The organism is Kitasatospora sp. NPDC029312, from assembly GCF_055569215.1.
On record NZ_JBVHXY010000032.1, the window covers coordinates 59032 to 74041 of the forward strand.

Here is a 15010-nt window from a genome sequence, read left to right on the forward strand (position 1 = left end):
ACGGGGTTCCCCCTCCGGACGCAAAGAACCCCCCCCCCCCCCCCCCCCCCCCGCCCCCCCCCCCCCGCCCCCCGCCGGCAGTGGTGGACGCGAGGGCGTGGGTCAGTCGTCACCGCGCAGGATGGCGATCAGCCGCAGCATCTCCATGTAGATCCAGACCAGCGAGAGGGTCAGCCCGAAGGCGGCCCGCCAGGACTCGCGCTGCGGAGCGCCCTGGGCGATGGCCGTCTCGATCTCCGCGAAGTCCAGCGACAGGAAGAACGCGCCGAGACCGATGCCGATCAGGCCGACCACGATGCCCAGCGGGCCCGAGCGCAGGCCCATGTCGGCGCCGAAGGCCGTCGCGAGGACGTTGACCAGCATCAGCAGCACGAAGCCCAGGGCGACCGCGATGCCGATCCGGGTGTAGCGCGCGGTGACCCGGATCCTGCCGCTCTTGTAGGCGAACAGCATCGCTCCGAAGACCGCCGCCGTGCCCAGCACCGCCTGGATCACGATGCCGTTCAGGATGGTGTTCAGGGCGTGCGACCACGCGCCCATCGCGAAGCCCTGGAGAGCCGCGTACAGCAGGATCAGCGGCGGGCTGACGCTGCGCTTGAAGGAGGCCACCAGGCCGACCACCATGGCCACCACGCTTGCGGCGATCGCGAAGCCGTAGTTCTCGAAGGGCAGCGCGAACCAGGCCACCGCGCCGGCGGCGACCAGGGTGAGCAGCGTCATGGCGGTACGGGCGACCACGTCGTCGAGCGTCATCCGCCCGGTGGCCGCCGGGCCGGCCGACGGCCCGTCGTACATCTGGCGGAGCTGCTCGTCCGTCAGCGGGCCGTGTCCCTGCGGCTGGGCGTAGGGGGTGCCCGCGTAGGGGTTTCCGTACGGACTCCCGGCCTGGGCGGTGGTACCGAACCCCGCGTAGCCGGGCTCGCGGGTGAAGGACCCCTCCCGCGAGAAGACCGGGTTGCTGCTTCTCATTGCTCATTCCCTCCGTGGCGGTACTGCGCCGCTCGCCCACCAGGGTAATGGCTTGGCAAAGAATTCGGGATACGCCGCGAGGAGGATCCGCTGAACGGCGCCCGGCGGGGACGCCGACGGCGCCCCCGCGGTCGAGTGGTGCCCGGAGCCGGACTCGAACCGGCACGGCCTCGCGGCCAAGCAGTTTTAAGCTGCCCGTGTCTGCGTTCCACCATCCGGGCGTCCCGCGAAAGCACCCCTGAGCCTAGTCGCCCGGCTCATCCTTTCGCATGTTCCCGGCCCGGGAAGTTGTCATGTTTCCTTGCTATCTGACGAACAGTTCGAGATTTCGGCCACGAAGCACACCGATCCGGCCATCGAGCCCGCCTCAGGGTTGCCCTCATACCGCAGGAGGAGGGCACCGCCCCTCCCGTACGCCCGGCGGCGGTCGGGCCAACCGTCCGGCGGAGCGACGCCAGACCATGATCACGTAGCGGAGCATGGAGGTACGCGTCAGTCAGCCAGCAAGGAGAACCCCCCGTGACCACGTCGACCGCAACCGCCGTCCGCACCGCGGCCGCCCGCGCCACCGGCCTGAACAAGGTCTACGGGGAGGGCGAGACCCGCGTCGTCGCCCTCGACGACGTCAGCGTCGTGTTCCCCCAGGGCGAGTTCACCGCCATCATGGGCCCCTCCGGCTCCGGCAAGTCCACCCTCATGCACTGCATGGCCGGCCTCGACACCGTCTCCTCCGGCTCCACCACCATCGGCGACACCGAACTCGTCGGCCTCAAGGACAAGCAGCTCACCCAACTGCGCCGCGACCACATCGGCTTCGTCTTCCAGGCCTTCAACCTCCTGCCCACCCTCACCGCCCTGGAGAACATCACCCTCCCCATGGACATCGCCGGCCGCAAGGTCGACCAGGCCTGGCTCGACTGCGTCGTCGACACCGTCGGCCTCTCCGGCCGCCTCAGCCACCGCCCCTCCCAGCTCTCCGGCGGCCAGCAGCAGCGCGTCGCCTGCGCCCGCGCCCTCGCCGGAAGGCCGGACATCATCTTCGCCGACGAACCCACCGGCAACCTCGACTCCCGCTCCGGCGCCGAGATCCTCGCCTTCCTGCGCAACTCCGTGCGCGAACTCGGCCAGACCGTCGTCATGGTCACCCACGACCCGGTCGCCGCCTCCTACGCCGACCGCGTCGTCTTCCTCGCCGACGGCCGCATCGTCGACGAACTCCACGCCCCCACCGCCGACACCGTCCTGGACCGCATGCGCCGCTTCGAGGCCAAGGGCCGCACCAGCTGACACCCCACCGGCCCCCAGCCCGCCTCAACGAACCTTCCCAGGACACCTCATGTATCGCACCGCTCTGCGCAACGTGCTGGCCCACAAGGGCCGGCTCCTGATGACGGCACTGGCCGTGATGCTCGGCACCGCCTTCGTCGCGGGCACCATGGTCTTCTCCGACACCTTCGGCAAGGCCCTGCGGGACAGCGACTCCAAGAGCTACTCGGACGTGTCGGTCCAGGTCGTGGACAACGCGGCCGCCTCCGACGCCTCCGCCAGGCAGAAGAGCGAGAGCAGCCCGACCGTCCTCGACGACGCCACCGTCCAGCGGTTGGCCGCCCTGCCCGGCGCCGCGAGCGCCCGCGGCGTGGTCAGCGGCTTCACCGGGGTCGCGGACCGCAAGGGCGACCTGATCGGCCAGGTCTGGGCCGCCCGGGGCGCCAACTTCGCGCCCGGCCAGGACGGCAGGGACCCGCGCTACCCGATGGTCGAGGGCCAGGGCCCGAAGAACGCCAAGGAGATAGCCCTCGACCGCAAGACCGCCGACCGGGCGGGGTACAAGGTCGGCGACACCGTCCGGGTCGCCGTCAACGGGCCGGTGATCGAGGCCCGGCTCACCGGGGTCTTCACCACCGACGACCCGGTGGTGAACACCGGCGGCACGCTCACGCTGTTCGACAAGGCCACCGCCCAGCAGACGCTGCTGCAGGAGCCGGGCCGCTACAGCAGCATCGTGCTCACCACCAAGCCCGGCACCTCCGAGGACGCACTGCTCGCCCAGGCCGCGCCCAGGATCCCGTCCGACCACCAGTTCGTCATCAAGACCGGTGCCACGCTCCAGGCCGACGAGCAGGCGCAGATCGCCCGGAGCACCGACGCCATGCGCACGATGCTGCTGGTCTTCGCCTTCATCTCGCTCTTCGTCGGCATCTTCATCATCGCCAACACCTTCACCATGCTGGTCGCCCAGCGCACCAGGGAGCTCGCGCTGCTGCGGGCCATCGGCGCCAGCCGCAAGCAGGTAACCCGCTCCGTGCTGATCGAGGCCCTGCTGATCGGCACCGTCTCCGCGGCGGCCGGTCTGCTGGCCGGGGTCGGGATCGGCGCCGGGATGCAGTCCCTGATCGGCGCGCTGAACGAGGACATGCCGAGCGGCTCGCTGGTGATCAAGCCGCTCACCGTCGTGGTGACCGTCGTGGTCGGCGTCCTGGTGACGGTGCTGTCGGCCCTGCTGCCCGCGCTGCGCGCCGCCCGGATCGCGCCGGTCGCCGCGATGAGCAGCGGCGACCAGCCGACCAGCCAGAAGAGCCTGGTGGTCCGCAACACCATCGGCTCGGTGCTCGCGGGCGGTGGCCTCGCGCTGATCGGCTACGGCGCGTCCACCGGCAACGACTCCGGCCGACTGCCCGTCGGCGCGGGCGCCTTCCTGGCCCTGATCGGCGTGTTCGTCCTGCTGCCGCTGCTCTCCCGCCCGGTGGTCGCGCTGGTCGGCCCGCTGCTGCGGGGGCTCGGCGGCACCCCGGGCAAGCTCGCCCAGCAGAACGCCGTGCGCAACCCCCGCCGCACCGCGGCCACCGCCGCCGCGCTCACCATCGGGCTGACCCTGGTCACCGGCCTCACGGTGATCGGCACCTCGGTCGGCGACACCGTCGACCGGGCCGTCACCAGGTCGATGAAGTCCGACTACATCGTCTCGGCCGCCAACGGCATGAACCTGTCCGGGCAGGTGCCCGCCCAGATCGCCAAGGCGCCCGGGGTGGCGGCGTCCTCTCCGATGACCGCCGCGTACTGGAAGCTCGACGGCACCACCAAGTCGATCACCGGTCTGGACGCGGACGCCTTCGACCGGCTCGCCGAGGTCAAGCTGACCAGCGGCTCCACGGCCGCGCTCGGCAACGGCCAGCTGCTGGTCGACCAGGACGTCGCCGCCAAGTTCGGCGTCACCACCGGTTCGGCGATGACCGCCTCCTTCCCGGACGGCTCCACCGGCCGGCTCACCGTGGGCGGCGTGTACGAGAAGGGCGGCATGCTCGGCCCGGTCCTGCTGGCCAACAGCGAGATCGCCAAGCACGAGCCCAAGCCGTACGTCACCGACGTGCTGGTGAAGGGCAAGGACGGCGCCACCGCCGAGCTCAAGCAGGCCATCAAGGACGCCACCGGCGCCAACCCGGTGATCGAGGTCAAGTCCAAGCAGGACGTCCGGGACGAGTTCAGCCAGGTCATCACCTTCGCGCTGAACCTGATGTACGGCCTGCTGGGGATGGCGGTCCTGATCGCGGTCCTGGGCGTGATCAACACGCTGGCGATGTCGGTGTTCGAGCGGAAGCGCGAGATCGGGATGCTGCGGGCGATCGGCCTGGACCGCCGGGGCATCAAGCGGATGGTCCGCCTGGAGTCGGTGGTGATCTCGCTCTTCGGCGCCGGGGTCGGCCTGCTACTCGGCTGCTTCATCGCCTGGGCGATCAACGGGACGCTGAAGTCCAGCCTGGCCGGGCTGACCACCGTCCTGCCGTACGGCCAGCTGGCGCTGTTCCTGGCGCTGGCCGGGCTGGTCGGCCTGGTGGCCGCGATCTGGCCGGCCCGCCGGGCCGCCGGGCTGGACATCCTGTCGAGCATCAAGACCGACTGACTCCCGCCCCGAGCCGAAGGGGCGCCGGAGCGCCCCGGAGGCGACCGGGCGAACGCCCGAGCGGGCGAACAACGAGGAGCCCCTGCCGGAGGGTTTCGGCAGGGGCTCCTCTGTTGCGGTACTTCTGTACTCCGCCCGGTCGCACGGCCGGCTGAGCACCACGGAGGTCGTGGTCCGGCGTCACTGCCGGGCGGAGGGCCTCCGACTCATACCCCGGCGCTCCCACACCGGGGTCCGGTCGCTTACTTGCTGGCGAGCTCCTTGTCGGCGGCCGGCTTGGCGACCTCGACGGGCTTGGTGGGCGGCGTGACCTCCTGGATCGGCAGCTGCGGCCGCTCCATCTGGGCGAGGCCGACCATTTCGCGCTTCAGGAACATCGCGAGGGTCCAGTCGGTGAAGACGCGGACCTTGCGGTTGAAGGTCGGGACCATCGCGCCGTGGTAGGCACGGTGGAACCACCAGGCCAGACGGCCCTTCAGCTTGACCTTGCCGAACAGGATGGCGACGCCCTTGTGCAGGCCGAGGCCGGCGACCGCACCCAGGTTCTTGTGCTTGTACTCCTTCTGCGGGAAGCCCCGCATGCCGGAGATCACGTTGTCACCCAGGACGACGGCCTGGCGGCAGGCGTGCTGCGCGTTCGGCGGGCACCAGGCGCCCTCGCCGGCGGCGAGGTCCGGCACCTGGGCGTTGTCCCCGGCGGCCCAGACGTAGTCGAAGCCCTGGACCTGCAGGGTCGGCGCGGTGTCGACGTGGCCGCGCGGGCCCAGCGGCAGGCCGAACTCGGCCAGCACCGGGTTCGGCTTCACGCCGGCCGTCCACACGATGGTGGAGGCGTCCATCTCCATGCCGTTCTTCAGCATGACGTGGCCGTCGACGCAGGAGTCCATCGAGGTCTCGATGTAGACCTCGATCTTCCGCTCCTCGAGCTTCTCCTTGGTCCACAGACCCAGGTCCGGGCCGACCTCGGGGAGGATGCGGTTGGCCGCCTCAACCATGACGAAGCGCATGTCGTCACGGCTGACGGTCTTGTACAGCTTCGACGCGTCGCGCGCCATGTCCTCGATCTCGGCGATCGTCTCGACGCCCGCGAAGCCACCGCCGATGACGACGAAGGTCAGCGCCTTGCGGCGGATCTCCTCGTCCGTGGTGGACTCGGCCTTGTCGAGCTGGGCCATGACGTGGTTGCGGAGGCCGATGGCCTCCTCGACCGTCTTCATGCCGATGCCGTTCTCCGCCAGACCCGGGATCGGGAAGGTGCGGGAGACCGAGCCGGTCGCGACGACCAGGTACTCGAAGGGCAGCTCGTAGCTGTCGCCCGCCGCGGGCTGGATGGTGGCGACCTTGCGGGCGTGGTCGATACCGGTGACGGACCCGGTCAGCACCTCCGCCTTCTTGAGGGCGCTGCGCAGCGGCGCGACGAGGTTGCGGGGCGCGACGTTGCCGCCGGCCGCCTCGGGGAGGAAGGGCAGGTACGTCATGTACGACCGCGGGTCCACGACCGTGACGGTCGCTTCGCCGTAACGCATCTTCTTGAGGATGCGCATCGCGGCATACAGGCCGACGTAACCACCGCCGACAATGAGGATGCGAGGACGCTCCGTGGTGCTCATATCCGAAAGTATCCAGCACCGTTCGGAGCACCCTTCGTGAGCCCGGTCACAAGCTCATGGACACCCCGTGCTATACTCCGCGCCCGCAAAAACGGCCGCCGGACGGCGGCTCACAGGCCCCGGGAGGGCGCCGGGAACACGCGCCGGAGCACCACCCTGCTGAGCAGCAACGATCCGCACAGTGCCCGGGTTCCCGCGCGTGAATTCGATTTTCAAACTCCGAACGAAGCCTGACCTGCGATCCAGCGGGCCGGAACGGCGACCGGCCTTCGGTCTCACAATTCGGGCGTAGCGGGCCCCCGGGTGCGACGAATGACTGGATCGCCATGTGAAGAAATTCACGAACATTCCCGCCCGGGCTCGGGCGCGCCCCGGCCCCGGTACCCCGCCAGGGGCGCCGGGGCCGGTTCGGTAAGCCCTGCGTACCGTCAGGAGGCCATACTCCAGGCGATGCCGTCCAGGATGTCGTGCTCGCTCACGACCACCTCGGCGGCGCCGGTCCGCTCCATGATCTCCAGCAGCTCCAGCGCCCCGGCCGCGATCACGTCCACCCGGCCCGGGTGCATCGACGGGATGGCCGCGCGCTCGGCGTGGGTGGCGGCGAGCAGGTCACGGGCGATCTCGGCGACCCGCTCGCGGCTGATCCGGGAGTGGTGGATCCGCTCGCCGTCGTACTCGGGCAGCTCCTGGGCGATCGCGGACACGGTGGTGACCGTGCCGGCGAGACCCACCAGGGTGGCCGCGCCGGTCAGCGGGACCACCTCCTCGGCCTTGTCCAGCTCGGCCCGCACATGGGCCCGGGCCTCGGCGATCTGCTCCTCGGAGGGCAGCTCGGCGCCGCCGAAGTGGCGCTCGGTCAGCCGCACGCAGCCGATGTCCACCGAGCGCGCCGCCTGCACGTCCGTCCCGCCGAGCACGAACTCGGTCGAGCCGCCGCCGAGGTCGAACACCAGGTACGGCGCCGGGAACTGTCCGCCGGTCAGCTCCTTGGTGGCGCCGACGAAGGAGAGGTGCGCCTCCTCCTCGCCGCTCACCACCTCGGGCTCGACGCCCAGGATGTCGCGCACGCCCTTGACGTACTCGTCGCTGTTCTCGGCGTCCCGGGAGGCGCTGGTGGCCACGAAGCGGATGCGCTCGGGGCCCACCCCGAAACCGGTGATGATCTCCCGGTACTCCCGGCAGGCCGCGAAGGTGCGGGCCAGCGCGTCCGGGTGCAGCCGGCCGGTCCGGTCCACGCCCTGGCCCAGCCGGTTGATCTGCATCCGGCGGTCGAGGTCGGTGATCGCGCCGGTCTCCGGGTCCAGGTCGGCGACCAGCAGGCGGATCGAGTTGGTGCCGCAGTCGATCGCGGCCACACGCGTCATGGTCACTCGGACTCCTGCTCGGCGGCTTCCCCGGCGGCGCGCTTCTTGGCGGCGCGCTCGGCCGCCTTCCGCTGCTTGGCCGCGATCACGGCCTCGTGGTCCTGTTCCTTGGCGCGGTTGCGGGCGACCCGCTCCCCGGCCGCCTCGACCTCGGCCGGGGAGACGCACGGGCCCTTGGCCCACCAGTCCTCCAGCATGCCGAGCGCCTCGTCGCCGAGCGGGTTGACGCCCTCGCCGGCCGCCAGCGAGTGGCCGACCAGCACGTGCAGGCACTTCACCCGGTCCGGCATGCCGCCGGCGCTCGGGAAGCCCTCCAGCACCTCGATCGCGTCGCGCCGGGCGATGTAGTCCTCGTGCGCCTTCTGGTAGGCGGCGGCGAGCTCCGGGTCCTCGGCGAGCCGGGCGGACTGCTCCTTCATCACGCCGTCCGCCTCCAGGGTGCCGATCAGCGAGGCGGCCTTGGGACAGGTCAGGTAGTACAGCGTCGGGAACGGCGTGCCGTCCGGCAGCCGGGGGGCCGTCTCCACGACGTCGGGGTTGCCGCAGGGGCAGCGGTGCGCGACACCGCGCAGGCCGCGCGGCACCCGGCCGAGCTGGGCGGCGATGGCCGCGACGTCGGCGTCGGAGACGGCGGGGTGGTTCTCAGTGGTCATGGGGGGTGGGGTCTCCAACGGAGGACGGGGGGAGCGGACGGGGGGTCGCGGGGGCCGGTGCGGCGACGTCGGCGGCGTCGGCGGCGTCCACCGAGTCCCAGATGCTGGCGTACCAGGGCTTGTCGGCCTTGGCCGAACCGCCGGAGGAGGCGGGTGCGGCGGGCGCGGAGGGGCGGGCGACCGAACCGGCCGGGTCTACCGCGATGTACGGGGTCTCCCCCGGCACCGCGTAGTGCAGCCGGGCGCGGGCCTGCGCCTTGACGTACTCCGGGTCCTGCCAGCGGGCCTTGTCCCGGCGCAGCTGCTCGACCTGCTGGCGCGCGTGGTCGGCCTTCGCCCGCTGGGCGGAGATCTCGGCGCGCTGGGAGATGAACTGCCGCGTCGGGTAGGCGAGGATCGCCGCCAGTGAGCAGAGCACCAGGACGAGGACGGTCGCCCGGCTCGTGAACCGGGGCCGGGCCGCCAAGCCCGGGATCCTCCAGCCAGCCATCTCCCGTATCCCCTCCTGGTCGCGACGGTGCCCCGCCGTCAACCCTACGGGGTGAACGGCGGGGCACCGGTCAGGCGTGCTCGGCCCGCGTGCTCGCGGTGCTCATCACTCCGCGGCGCGGAAGCGCGGGAACGCACCGCGGCCGGCGTACTCGGCGGCGTCGTCGAGGATCTCCTCGATGCGCAGCAGCTGGTTGTACTTGGCGACGCGCTCGGAGCGGGCCGGGGCGCCGGTCTTGATCTGGCCGCAGTTGGTGGCGACGGCCAGGTCGGCGATGGTGACGTCCTCGGTCTCACCGGAGCGGTGCGACATCATGCAGCGGTAGCCGTTGCGCTGGGCCAGCTCGACGGCGTCCAGGGTCTCGGTGAGCGAACCGATCTGGTTCACCTTCACCAGCAGCGCGTTGGCGGTGCCGGTCTCGATGCCCTTGGCCAGGCGCTGCGGGTTGGTGACGAACAGGTCGTCGCCGACCAGCTGGACCTTGTCGCCCAGCTTGACGGTCATGGCCTTCCAGCCGTCCCAGTCCGACTCGTCCAGCGGGTCCTCGATGGAGACCAGCGGGTAGGCGGCGACCAGCTCGGCGTAGTACTCGATGAGCTCGGCGGACGAGAGGGACTTGCCCTCGAACTGGTAGGCGCCGTCCTGGTGGAACTCGGAGGCGGCGACGTCCAGGGCCAGCGCGATGTCGCGGCCGGGCACGTAGCCGGCCTTCTGGATGGCCTCGGTGATCAGGTCCAGGGCCTCGCGGTTGCTGTCCAGGTTCGGCGCGAAGCCGCCCTCGTCGCCGAGGCCGGTGGACAGGCCGCGCTCCTTCAGCACGCCCTTGAGGGTGTGGTAGACCTCGACGCCCCAGCGGACGGCCTCGGAGAAGGACTCCGCGCCGATCGGGGCGATCATGAACTCCTGGATGTCGACGTTGGAGTCCGCGTGCGAGCCGCCGTTGAGGATGTTCATCATCGGGACGGGCAGGACGTGCGCGTTCGGGCCGCCCAGGTAGCGGAACAGCGGCAGGTCGCTGGCCTCGGAGGCGGCGTGCGCGACGGCCAGCGAGACGCCCAGGATGGCGTTGGCGCCGAGCGAGGACTTGTCCGGGGTGGCGTCCAGGTCGAGCATGGCCTGGTCGATCAGGCGCTGCTCGGTGGCGTCGTAGCCGACGAGCTCGGGGCCGATCTGCTCGATGACGGCCAGGACGGCCTTCTCGACGCCCTTGCCGAAGTAGCGGTTCTTGTCGCCGTCGCGCAGCTCCAGGGCCTCGAAGGCGCCGGTCGAGGCACCGGACGGGACAGCGGCACGACCCGTGCTGCCGTCGTCGAGGCCGACCTCGACCTCGACCGTGGGGTTGCCGCGGGAGTCGAGGATCTCACGGGCTACGACGACATCGATGGACGGCACGAGGCATCTCCTTGCGGAAGCAGGGTCCGGCTGACGGTGGTGATGTCGGCGGACGATTGCGGAGTCGTTACGACCAGAGCCTAACCGCCCGGGCTCCCGGGGCCACGTTGGCCTCGGTCCCGTCTCAGCGTGTGGCCCTGCTACCCCCCGGTAGTTCACCTGCTTGTCCCAGCTTGTCCCCCCGGGCGCGGACGAATGCGGACGAAGGGGCCGGCCCGTCGGCCGGCCCCCTCACCGGGCCTCAGCCGAGGTGCAGCACCTGGCCGGGCATGATCAGGTCCGGGTCGCCGCCGACGGTGGCGCGGTTGCCGTCGTACAGCGCCTGCCAGCCGCCGGACACGCCCTGGGCGGCGGCGATGGTCGACAGGGTGTCACCGGAGCGCACGGTGTAGTCGTGGCCGGCCGGGGCGGCCTGGGCCGGCTGGCCGGCGCGCGGGGCGGCGTGCTTCGGGGCGTACTGCTGGACCGGCTGCTCGGCGGGCTGCTCGGCCTGCTGGGGGGCGGCGTGCTTCGGCGCGTACGACTGGGCGGGCTTCTGGGCGGGCTTCGCGGCCGCCTTGGGGGCCTGCTGCTTGGGGCTCTGCTGCTGGGGGGCCCGCTGCTGCGGGGCGGACCGAGCGGCGTCCGACGAGGTGTCGACGACGGCCGGGGCGCCGCCCTTGGTCAGGCCCGCCTTCTTCGAGCAGACCGGCCAGGCGCCCGGGCCCTGGGAGGCCAGCACCTTCTCGGCGACCGCGATCTGCTGGGCCTTGCCGGCCTGGTTGGCCTGCGGCGCGTACGCGGTGCCGCCGTACGCCTGCCAGGTGCTGGAGGTGAACTGCAGGCCGCCGTAGAAGCCGTTGCCGGTGTTGATGCTCCAGTTGCCGCCGCTCTCGCACTGGGCGACGGAGTCCCAGGCGGAGGCCGGGGCGGCGGAGGCACCGGTGGCGGTGAGGAGCGGCAGTGCGAGTCCGACGCCGGCCACGCCGGCCACGGCGATGGCCTTCTCGGTCTGGGTGCGACGACGGTGACGGCCGGTTCCAACGAACAGCATGAAGGGTCCCTCTCCGCACGCCTGCGAGGTGAGCTGTCGGGTTCGGACCGGGAGGTGGCCCGGCCGCCGTACGCGGAAACGTTCCGCTCGGGCGGCTTCACCCCAAGCCGTGGGGACGGCAACAAACCTGGTTCCCCCGCCCCTGCCCAGGGTTCTGGTCGGTTTCCCGTGACGCGGCGGGCAGGATTCGGCGTCCCGCGCACGGGGTCCGCAGCTGCGAACTCCCCGGAGACTAGACAGATCCTCAGACCGATCACAAGCTCATATCGCAGATATCACATGGAAATCACGGCATGTGATCAATCGCCTACCAGCAGCGGCTGTTTGTCCGGTTTGATAGGCCTTCATACCGACCTGAGCCATGGGCCAGCGACCTGCCGTCAGCATCTCGGAGCCTCAGGACCGGCGTGCGGTGACCTCGCCTCAGGACTGAATTCGACCGGAAGTTCGCGCAATCCACGCATGATCAGACCGCCCCGCCAGCGCAGGTTCTCCGGACTCTCGGCCAGTCGGAGATCAGGCAGCCGCGAAAGCAGCGTGGCCAGGGCGGATCGCCCTTCGAGCCGGGCCAGCGGGGCGCCGATGCAGTAGTGGATGCCGTGCCCGAAGCCCAGGTGGGGATTGTCCGCCCGGGCCAGGTCGAGGGTGTTCTCGGCCGCGAACCGGGCCGGGTCGCGGTCGGCCGCCGCCAGCACCACCAGCACCGGGTCGCCGACCGGGATGTCCACCCCGCCGATGGTCAGCGGGCTGGTCGCGAACCGCCAGGTCGCCAGCTCCACCGGCCCGTCGTAGCGCAGCAGTTCCTCGATCCCGGTCTCCAGCAGGGCGGTCTCCCCGCGCGCCACCGACTCCTGCAGCAGTGCCCGCTGGCCCGGGTTGCGCAGGAGTGCGTACGTCCCGTTGCCGATCAGGTTGATGGTCGTCTCGAACCCGGCGAAGATCAGCACGAAGCACATCGCGGCGGCCTCGTTCTCCGTCAGGTGCTCGCCGTGGTCGCTGGCCCGGATGAGACCGGAGATCAGGTCCTCACCGAGGTCGGCGCGCTTGCGGTGGATGAGGTCCACCAGGTAGGCGCGGATGCGCTTGACCGCCCGTCCCACGCCCCCGCGCTGCCCGCCCTGGTGGCGGATCATCATGCCCGCCCAGTCCCGGAGGTCGTCCTGGTCCTCGGCCGGGACGCCCAGCATGTCGCAGATCGCGTAGATGGGGAGCGGGAAGGCGAACTCGTGGATCAGGTCGGCCGAGCCGCGCTGCGCGAAGCGGTCGATCAGCCGGTCGGTGAGCTGCTGCACCCGCGGCTCGAACTCGGCCACCCGGCGCGGGGTGAACGCCTTGGACACCAGGCGGCGCAGCCGGGTGTGGTCCGGCGGGTCGATGTTCAGCAGGTGGGTCATCAGGTCCGCCTGCCGCTCCCCCGGGATGCCGACCCGGCCGGTGCGGTGCGCCTGCCCGCTGTGGTGCGCCGGGTTCTTCGACAGCCGGCTGTCCGCGAGCGCCTGCCGGGCGTCCGCGTACCGCGTCACCAGCCAGGCGTCCACGCCGCTCGGCAGCGTGGTGCGGTGCACCGGGGCGTGCTCGCGCAGCCAGGCGTACGCCGGGTACGGGTCGGCGGCGAACTCCCAGGTGAAGAGCTGCGGGGCGGGCTGGGCGGCGTCGGGCTGAGCAGGCATGGGTCGACCGTAACCGCTGTCCCGGGCGGGCCCGGAACGCCGGCGGTCCGCCGCGGCGCGCGGGTGGGTCCCGAGTCGATCGCAGGCGGAGCGCGGCGGGGGCGCGAGCCGTCCGTCAACGGCGCGCGAGCGGCGCGCCAACGCTCCGTGGACGGGCCGTGGACGGGCCGTGGACAGCTCTTGGACAGAGCTTGGCCGGGTGGCGGGCGTGAGCCTGGTCACCTGAGGGGTAATCCCTGTTGCGGAGGGTCAGGTCGTGCCTACGATCCTCCGCAGTGTGCGTGGGCGCCGGTGCGGTGTCGCCCACAGGGAGGAGCAGACCATGCGGGTCAGCGGGGCAGTCGTCGTCATCGCGGTGCTCGACGGCGGTTCGGGAGCCGACCTCGCCCGCCGGTTCACGGCGGCCGGCGCCGCCGGGATGCTGATCGCCGACACCGACGTCGGTGTCGCCGAGGACCTCGCCGCCGAACTCGACCGGCCCGGCTGCCCCGTCGTCGGCGTCGCCGGTGACATCCACCGGCCCAGCGACGTCGCCGCCCTGGTCGACACCGCCGAGAAGCACCTCGGGCCGATCGACCTCTTCTGCGTGGCCGGCCCGAACGGCGAGCGGATCGTCTCCCTCGCCGATCTGGACGCCCAGCTCGACCTGGAGCGCCTCGCCGAACTCGTCGCCCTGGTCGGCGAGGCCATCGGCGAGCTCGTCCCGCAGCAGCGGCGCCCGGCCGAGCACACCGCCACCGCGGCCTGACGCCCTCCACCGCGGCTTCAGGCCCGCTACTCCGGCTTGAGCCCCTCGGCCGCGCGCACCGCCTCCCGGTAGCCGCGCGCGGCCGAGCGCAGCGCCGCGTCCACGTCCACCCCGGCGTCGTGCGCCCGTTGCGCCACCGCGAGCAGCAGTCGGCCCGCCGATTCGGCGGTCAGCTCCGCCGGCAGCTCGTACGGCTCGTCCGGCACGCCCTCGAACCCCGCCCGGCGCACCCGGGACACCAGCTTCGCCGCGTACGCCAGCGACGGCAGCCCGGCCGGCACGCCGTCCAGCACGGACTCCCGGTCCGCCTTCTCGGCCGCCTTCAGCTGCTCCCAGTTCGCCTCCACCTCGGCGGCGCCCTCGGCCTCCACGTCCCCGAACACGTGCGGGTGCCGGTACACCAGCTTCTCCACGATGTCCCCGGCCACGTCGTCGATCGTGAACGGCCCGGTGGGGTGCTCCTCGGCGATCCGGGAGTGGAAGAACACCTGCAGCAGCACGTCGCCCAGCTCCTCGCGCAGGGTGTCCCGGTCCCCCTCCTCGATCGCCTCGACCAGCTCGTACGCCTCCTCGACCAGGTACTTCACCAGGCTCTCGTGCGTCTGCTCGGCGTCCCAGGGGCACCCGCCGGGCGAGCGCAGCCGGTCCATCACCGACACCAGGTCCAGCAGCCGCGACCCGGGCAGGTCGTACGAGCCCGGCAGCACCTCGATCTCCGGCACCTCGCCGGCCCGCTCCACCGCCAGCCGGGCCAGCGCGTCGGTCAGTCCCGGGTCCCCGTCCGGGCTCCCCAGCCAGACCGTCGGCCCCGTCCCGGCCGGCTGCCCGGTCAGCAGCCGTGCCAGGGCCGGCGCCGACTCCGCCGCCACCGCCTCGACCGCCACCCCGGCCTGCCGCACCGCGGCGAGCTGCGGGTGCCGTTCGTCCGCCGTCAGCACCCGGCCCGCCGAGCGCAAAGCCTCCCAGGCCGGCCAGGCCAGCAGCCCGGGGGCCACCCGGTGGGTGGTGGTCAACAGGATCAACTTCGCGCCCGGAGTGTCCGTCGGCAGAGCATTCGTCGTCACACCTCGAAACTACCCGCCCGGGCAGCAGGACGGCGGGGGGGGGGGGGGGGGGGGGGGGGGGGGGCGGGGGGGGGGGGGGGGCGGGGGTTTTGGTCGTCCGCGGGTGGAAGACTGAAAAC

Annotated in this window: 12 protein-coding genes, 1 tRNA gene and 1 riboswitch; of the genes, 3 read left to right on the forward strand and 10 right to left on the reverse strand. The window is 71.8% G+C overall.

What is annotated here, in order from left to right; genetic code table 11:
* Positions 1-102: 102 nt before the first annotated feature.
* Complete coding sequence (locus tag ACZ4WV_RS24655; RefSeq protein ID WP_465750192.1) at positions 103-969, reverse strand: Bax inhibitor-1/YccA family protein; 867 nt, start codon at positions 967-969, stop codon at positions 103-105.
* 136 nt (positions 970-1105) lie between these two features.
* A tRNA-Leu gene (locus ACZ4WV_RS24660) sits at positions 1106-1190 on the reverse strand.
* A 298-nt stretch (positions 1191-1488) separates the two neighbouring features.
* Here ACZ4WV_RS24660 and ACZ4WV_RS24665 point away from each other — a divergent pair.
* Together ACZ4WV_RS24665 and ACZ4WV_RS24670 are read left to right on the forward strand one after the other, a co-directional pair.
* Positions 1489-2256, forward strand: coding sequence for an ABC transporter ATP-binding protein (locus tag ACZ4WV_RS24665; RefSeq protein WP_465750193.1), 768 nt, complete (start codon positions 1489-1491; stop codon positions 2254-2256).
* 49 nt (positions 2257-2305) lie between these two features.
* Positions 2306-4867, forward strand: coding sequence for an ABC transporter permease (locus ACZ4WV_RS24670; protein WP_465750195.1), 2562 nt, complete (start codon positions 2306-2308; stop codon positions 4865-4867).
* Between the two features lie 242 nt (positions 4868-5109).
* Here ACZ4WV_RS24670 and ACZ4WV_RS24675 read toward each other — a convergent pair whose 3' ends face one another.
* The 7 genes from ACZ4WV_RS24675 to ACZ4WV_RS24705 all read right to left on the reverse strand — a co-directional run bounded on the left by ACZ4WV_RS24675 (position 5110) and on the right by ACZ4WV_RS24705 (position 13079).
* Complete coding sequence (locus tag ACZ4WV_RS24675; RefSeq protein WP_465750197.1) at positions 5110-6477, reverse strand: NAD(P)/FAD-dependent oxidoreductase; 1368 nt, start codon at positions 6475-6477, stop codon at positions 5110-5112.
* 428 nt (positions 6478-6905) lie between these two features.
* Positions 6906-7841, reverse strand: a complete 936-nt coding sequence (locus ACZ4WV_RS24680; protein WP_465750237.1) for a Ppx/GppA phosphatase family protein — start codon at positions 7839-7841, stop codon at positions 6906-6908.
* A gap of 2 nt (positions 7842-7843) precedes the next feature.
* The gene (locus ACZ4WV_RS24685; protein ID WP_465750199.1) at positions 7844-8512 is read right to left on the reverse strand and encodes a DUF501 domain-containing protein; all 669 of its coding nucleotides are present in this window, start codon (positions 8510-8512) and stop codon (positions 7844-7846) included.
* Entirely contained in the window at positions 8484-8984 is a 501-nt protein-coding gene (locus tag ACZ4WV_RS24690) for an FtsB family cell division protein (RefSeq protein WP_465750201.1), read from the reverse strand. Before ACZ4WV_RS24690 ends, ACZ4WV_RS24685 begins: the two co-directional genes overlap by 29 nt.
* A gap of 105 nt (positions 8985-9089) precedes the next feature.
* Positions 9090-10376 carry a phosphopyruvate hydratase gene (eno, locus tag ACZ4WV_RS24695; protein ID WP_465750203.1) on the reverse strand — a complete coding sequence of 429 codons (1287 nt, stop codon included), beginning with the start codon at positions 10374-10376 and terminating at the stop codon, positions 9090-9092.
* A gap of 241 nt (positions 10377-10617) precedes the next feature.
* Positions 10618-11409, reverse strand: coding sequence for a transglycosylase family protein (locus tag ACZ4WV_RS24700; RefSeq protein WP_465750204.1), 792 nt, complete (start codon positions 11407-11409; stop codon positions 10618-10620).
* Between the two features lie 4 nt (positions 11410-11413).
* Positions 11414-11579: riboswitch (cyclic di-AMP (ydaO/yuaA leader) on the reverse strand.
* Positions 11580-11789: 210 nt separating this feature from the next.
* On the reverse strand, positions 11790-13079 hold the full coding sequence (locus tag ACZ4WV_RS24705; RefSeq protein ID WP_465750206.1) for a cytochrome P450 family protein: 1290 nt from the start codon (positions 13077-13079) through the stop codon (positions 11790-11792).
* Positions 13080-13401: 322 nt separating this feature from the next.
* On the opposite strand from ACZ4WV_RS24705, the gene ACZ4WV_RS24710 reads away from it, so the two are divergent.
* Complete coding sequence (locus ACZ4WV_RS24710; protein WP_465750208.1) at positions 13402-13827, forward strand: SDR family NAD(P)-dependent oxidoreductase; 426 nt, start codon at positions 13402-13404, stop codon at positions 13825-13827.
* Positions 13828-13853: 26 nt separating this feature from the next.
* Here the strand turns inward: ACZ4WV_RS24710 and ACZ4WV_RS24715 are convergent, their stop codons facing one another.
* Complete coding sequence (locus tag ACZ4WV_RS24715) at positions 13854-14891, reverse strand: nucleoside triphosphate pyrophosphohydrolase (protein WP_465750210.1); 1038 nt, start codon at positions 14889-14891, stop codon at positions 13854-13856.
* Between the last annotated feature and the right edge of the window lie 119 nt (positions 14892-15010).

Excerpts from the sequence above, each read along its gene's own strand:
- ACZ4WV_RS24655 (WP_465750192.1), bottom strand. The coding sequence starts at position 969 with ATGAGAAGCAGCAACCCGGTCTTCTCGCGGGAGGGGTCCTTCACCCGC.
- ACZ4WV_RS24670 (WP_465750195.1), top strand. The coding sequence starts at position 2,306 with ATGTATCGCACCGCTCTGCGCAACGTGCTGGCCCACAAGGGCCGGCTC.
- ACZ4WV_RS24675 (WP_465750197.1), bottom strand. The coding sequence starts at position 6,477 with ATGAGCACCACGGAGCGTCCTCGCATCCTCATTGTCGGCGGTGGTTAC.
- ACZ4WV_RS24680 (WP_465750237.1), bottom strand. The coding sequence starts at position 7,841 with ATGACGCGTGTGGCCGCGATCGACTGCGGCACCAACTCGATCCGCCTG.
- ACZ4WV_RS24690 (WP_465750201.1), bottom strand. The coding sequence starts at position 8,984 with ATGGCTGGCTGGAGGATCCCGGGCTTGGCGGCCCGGCCCCGGTTCACG.
- ACZ4WV_RS24700 (WP_465750204.1), bottom strand. The coding sequence starts at position 11,409 with ATGCTGTTCGTTGGAACCGGCCGTCACCGTCGTCGCACCCAGACCGAG.
- ACZ4WV_RS24705 (WP_465750206.1), bottom strand. The coding sequence starts at position 13,079 with ATGCCTGCTCAGCCCGACGCCGCCCAGCCCGCCCCGCAGCTCTTCACC.
- ACZ4WV_RS24710 (WP_465750208.1), top strand. The coding sequence starts at position 13,402 with ATGCGGGTCAGCGGGGCAGTCGTCGTCATCGCGGTGCTCGACGGCGGT.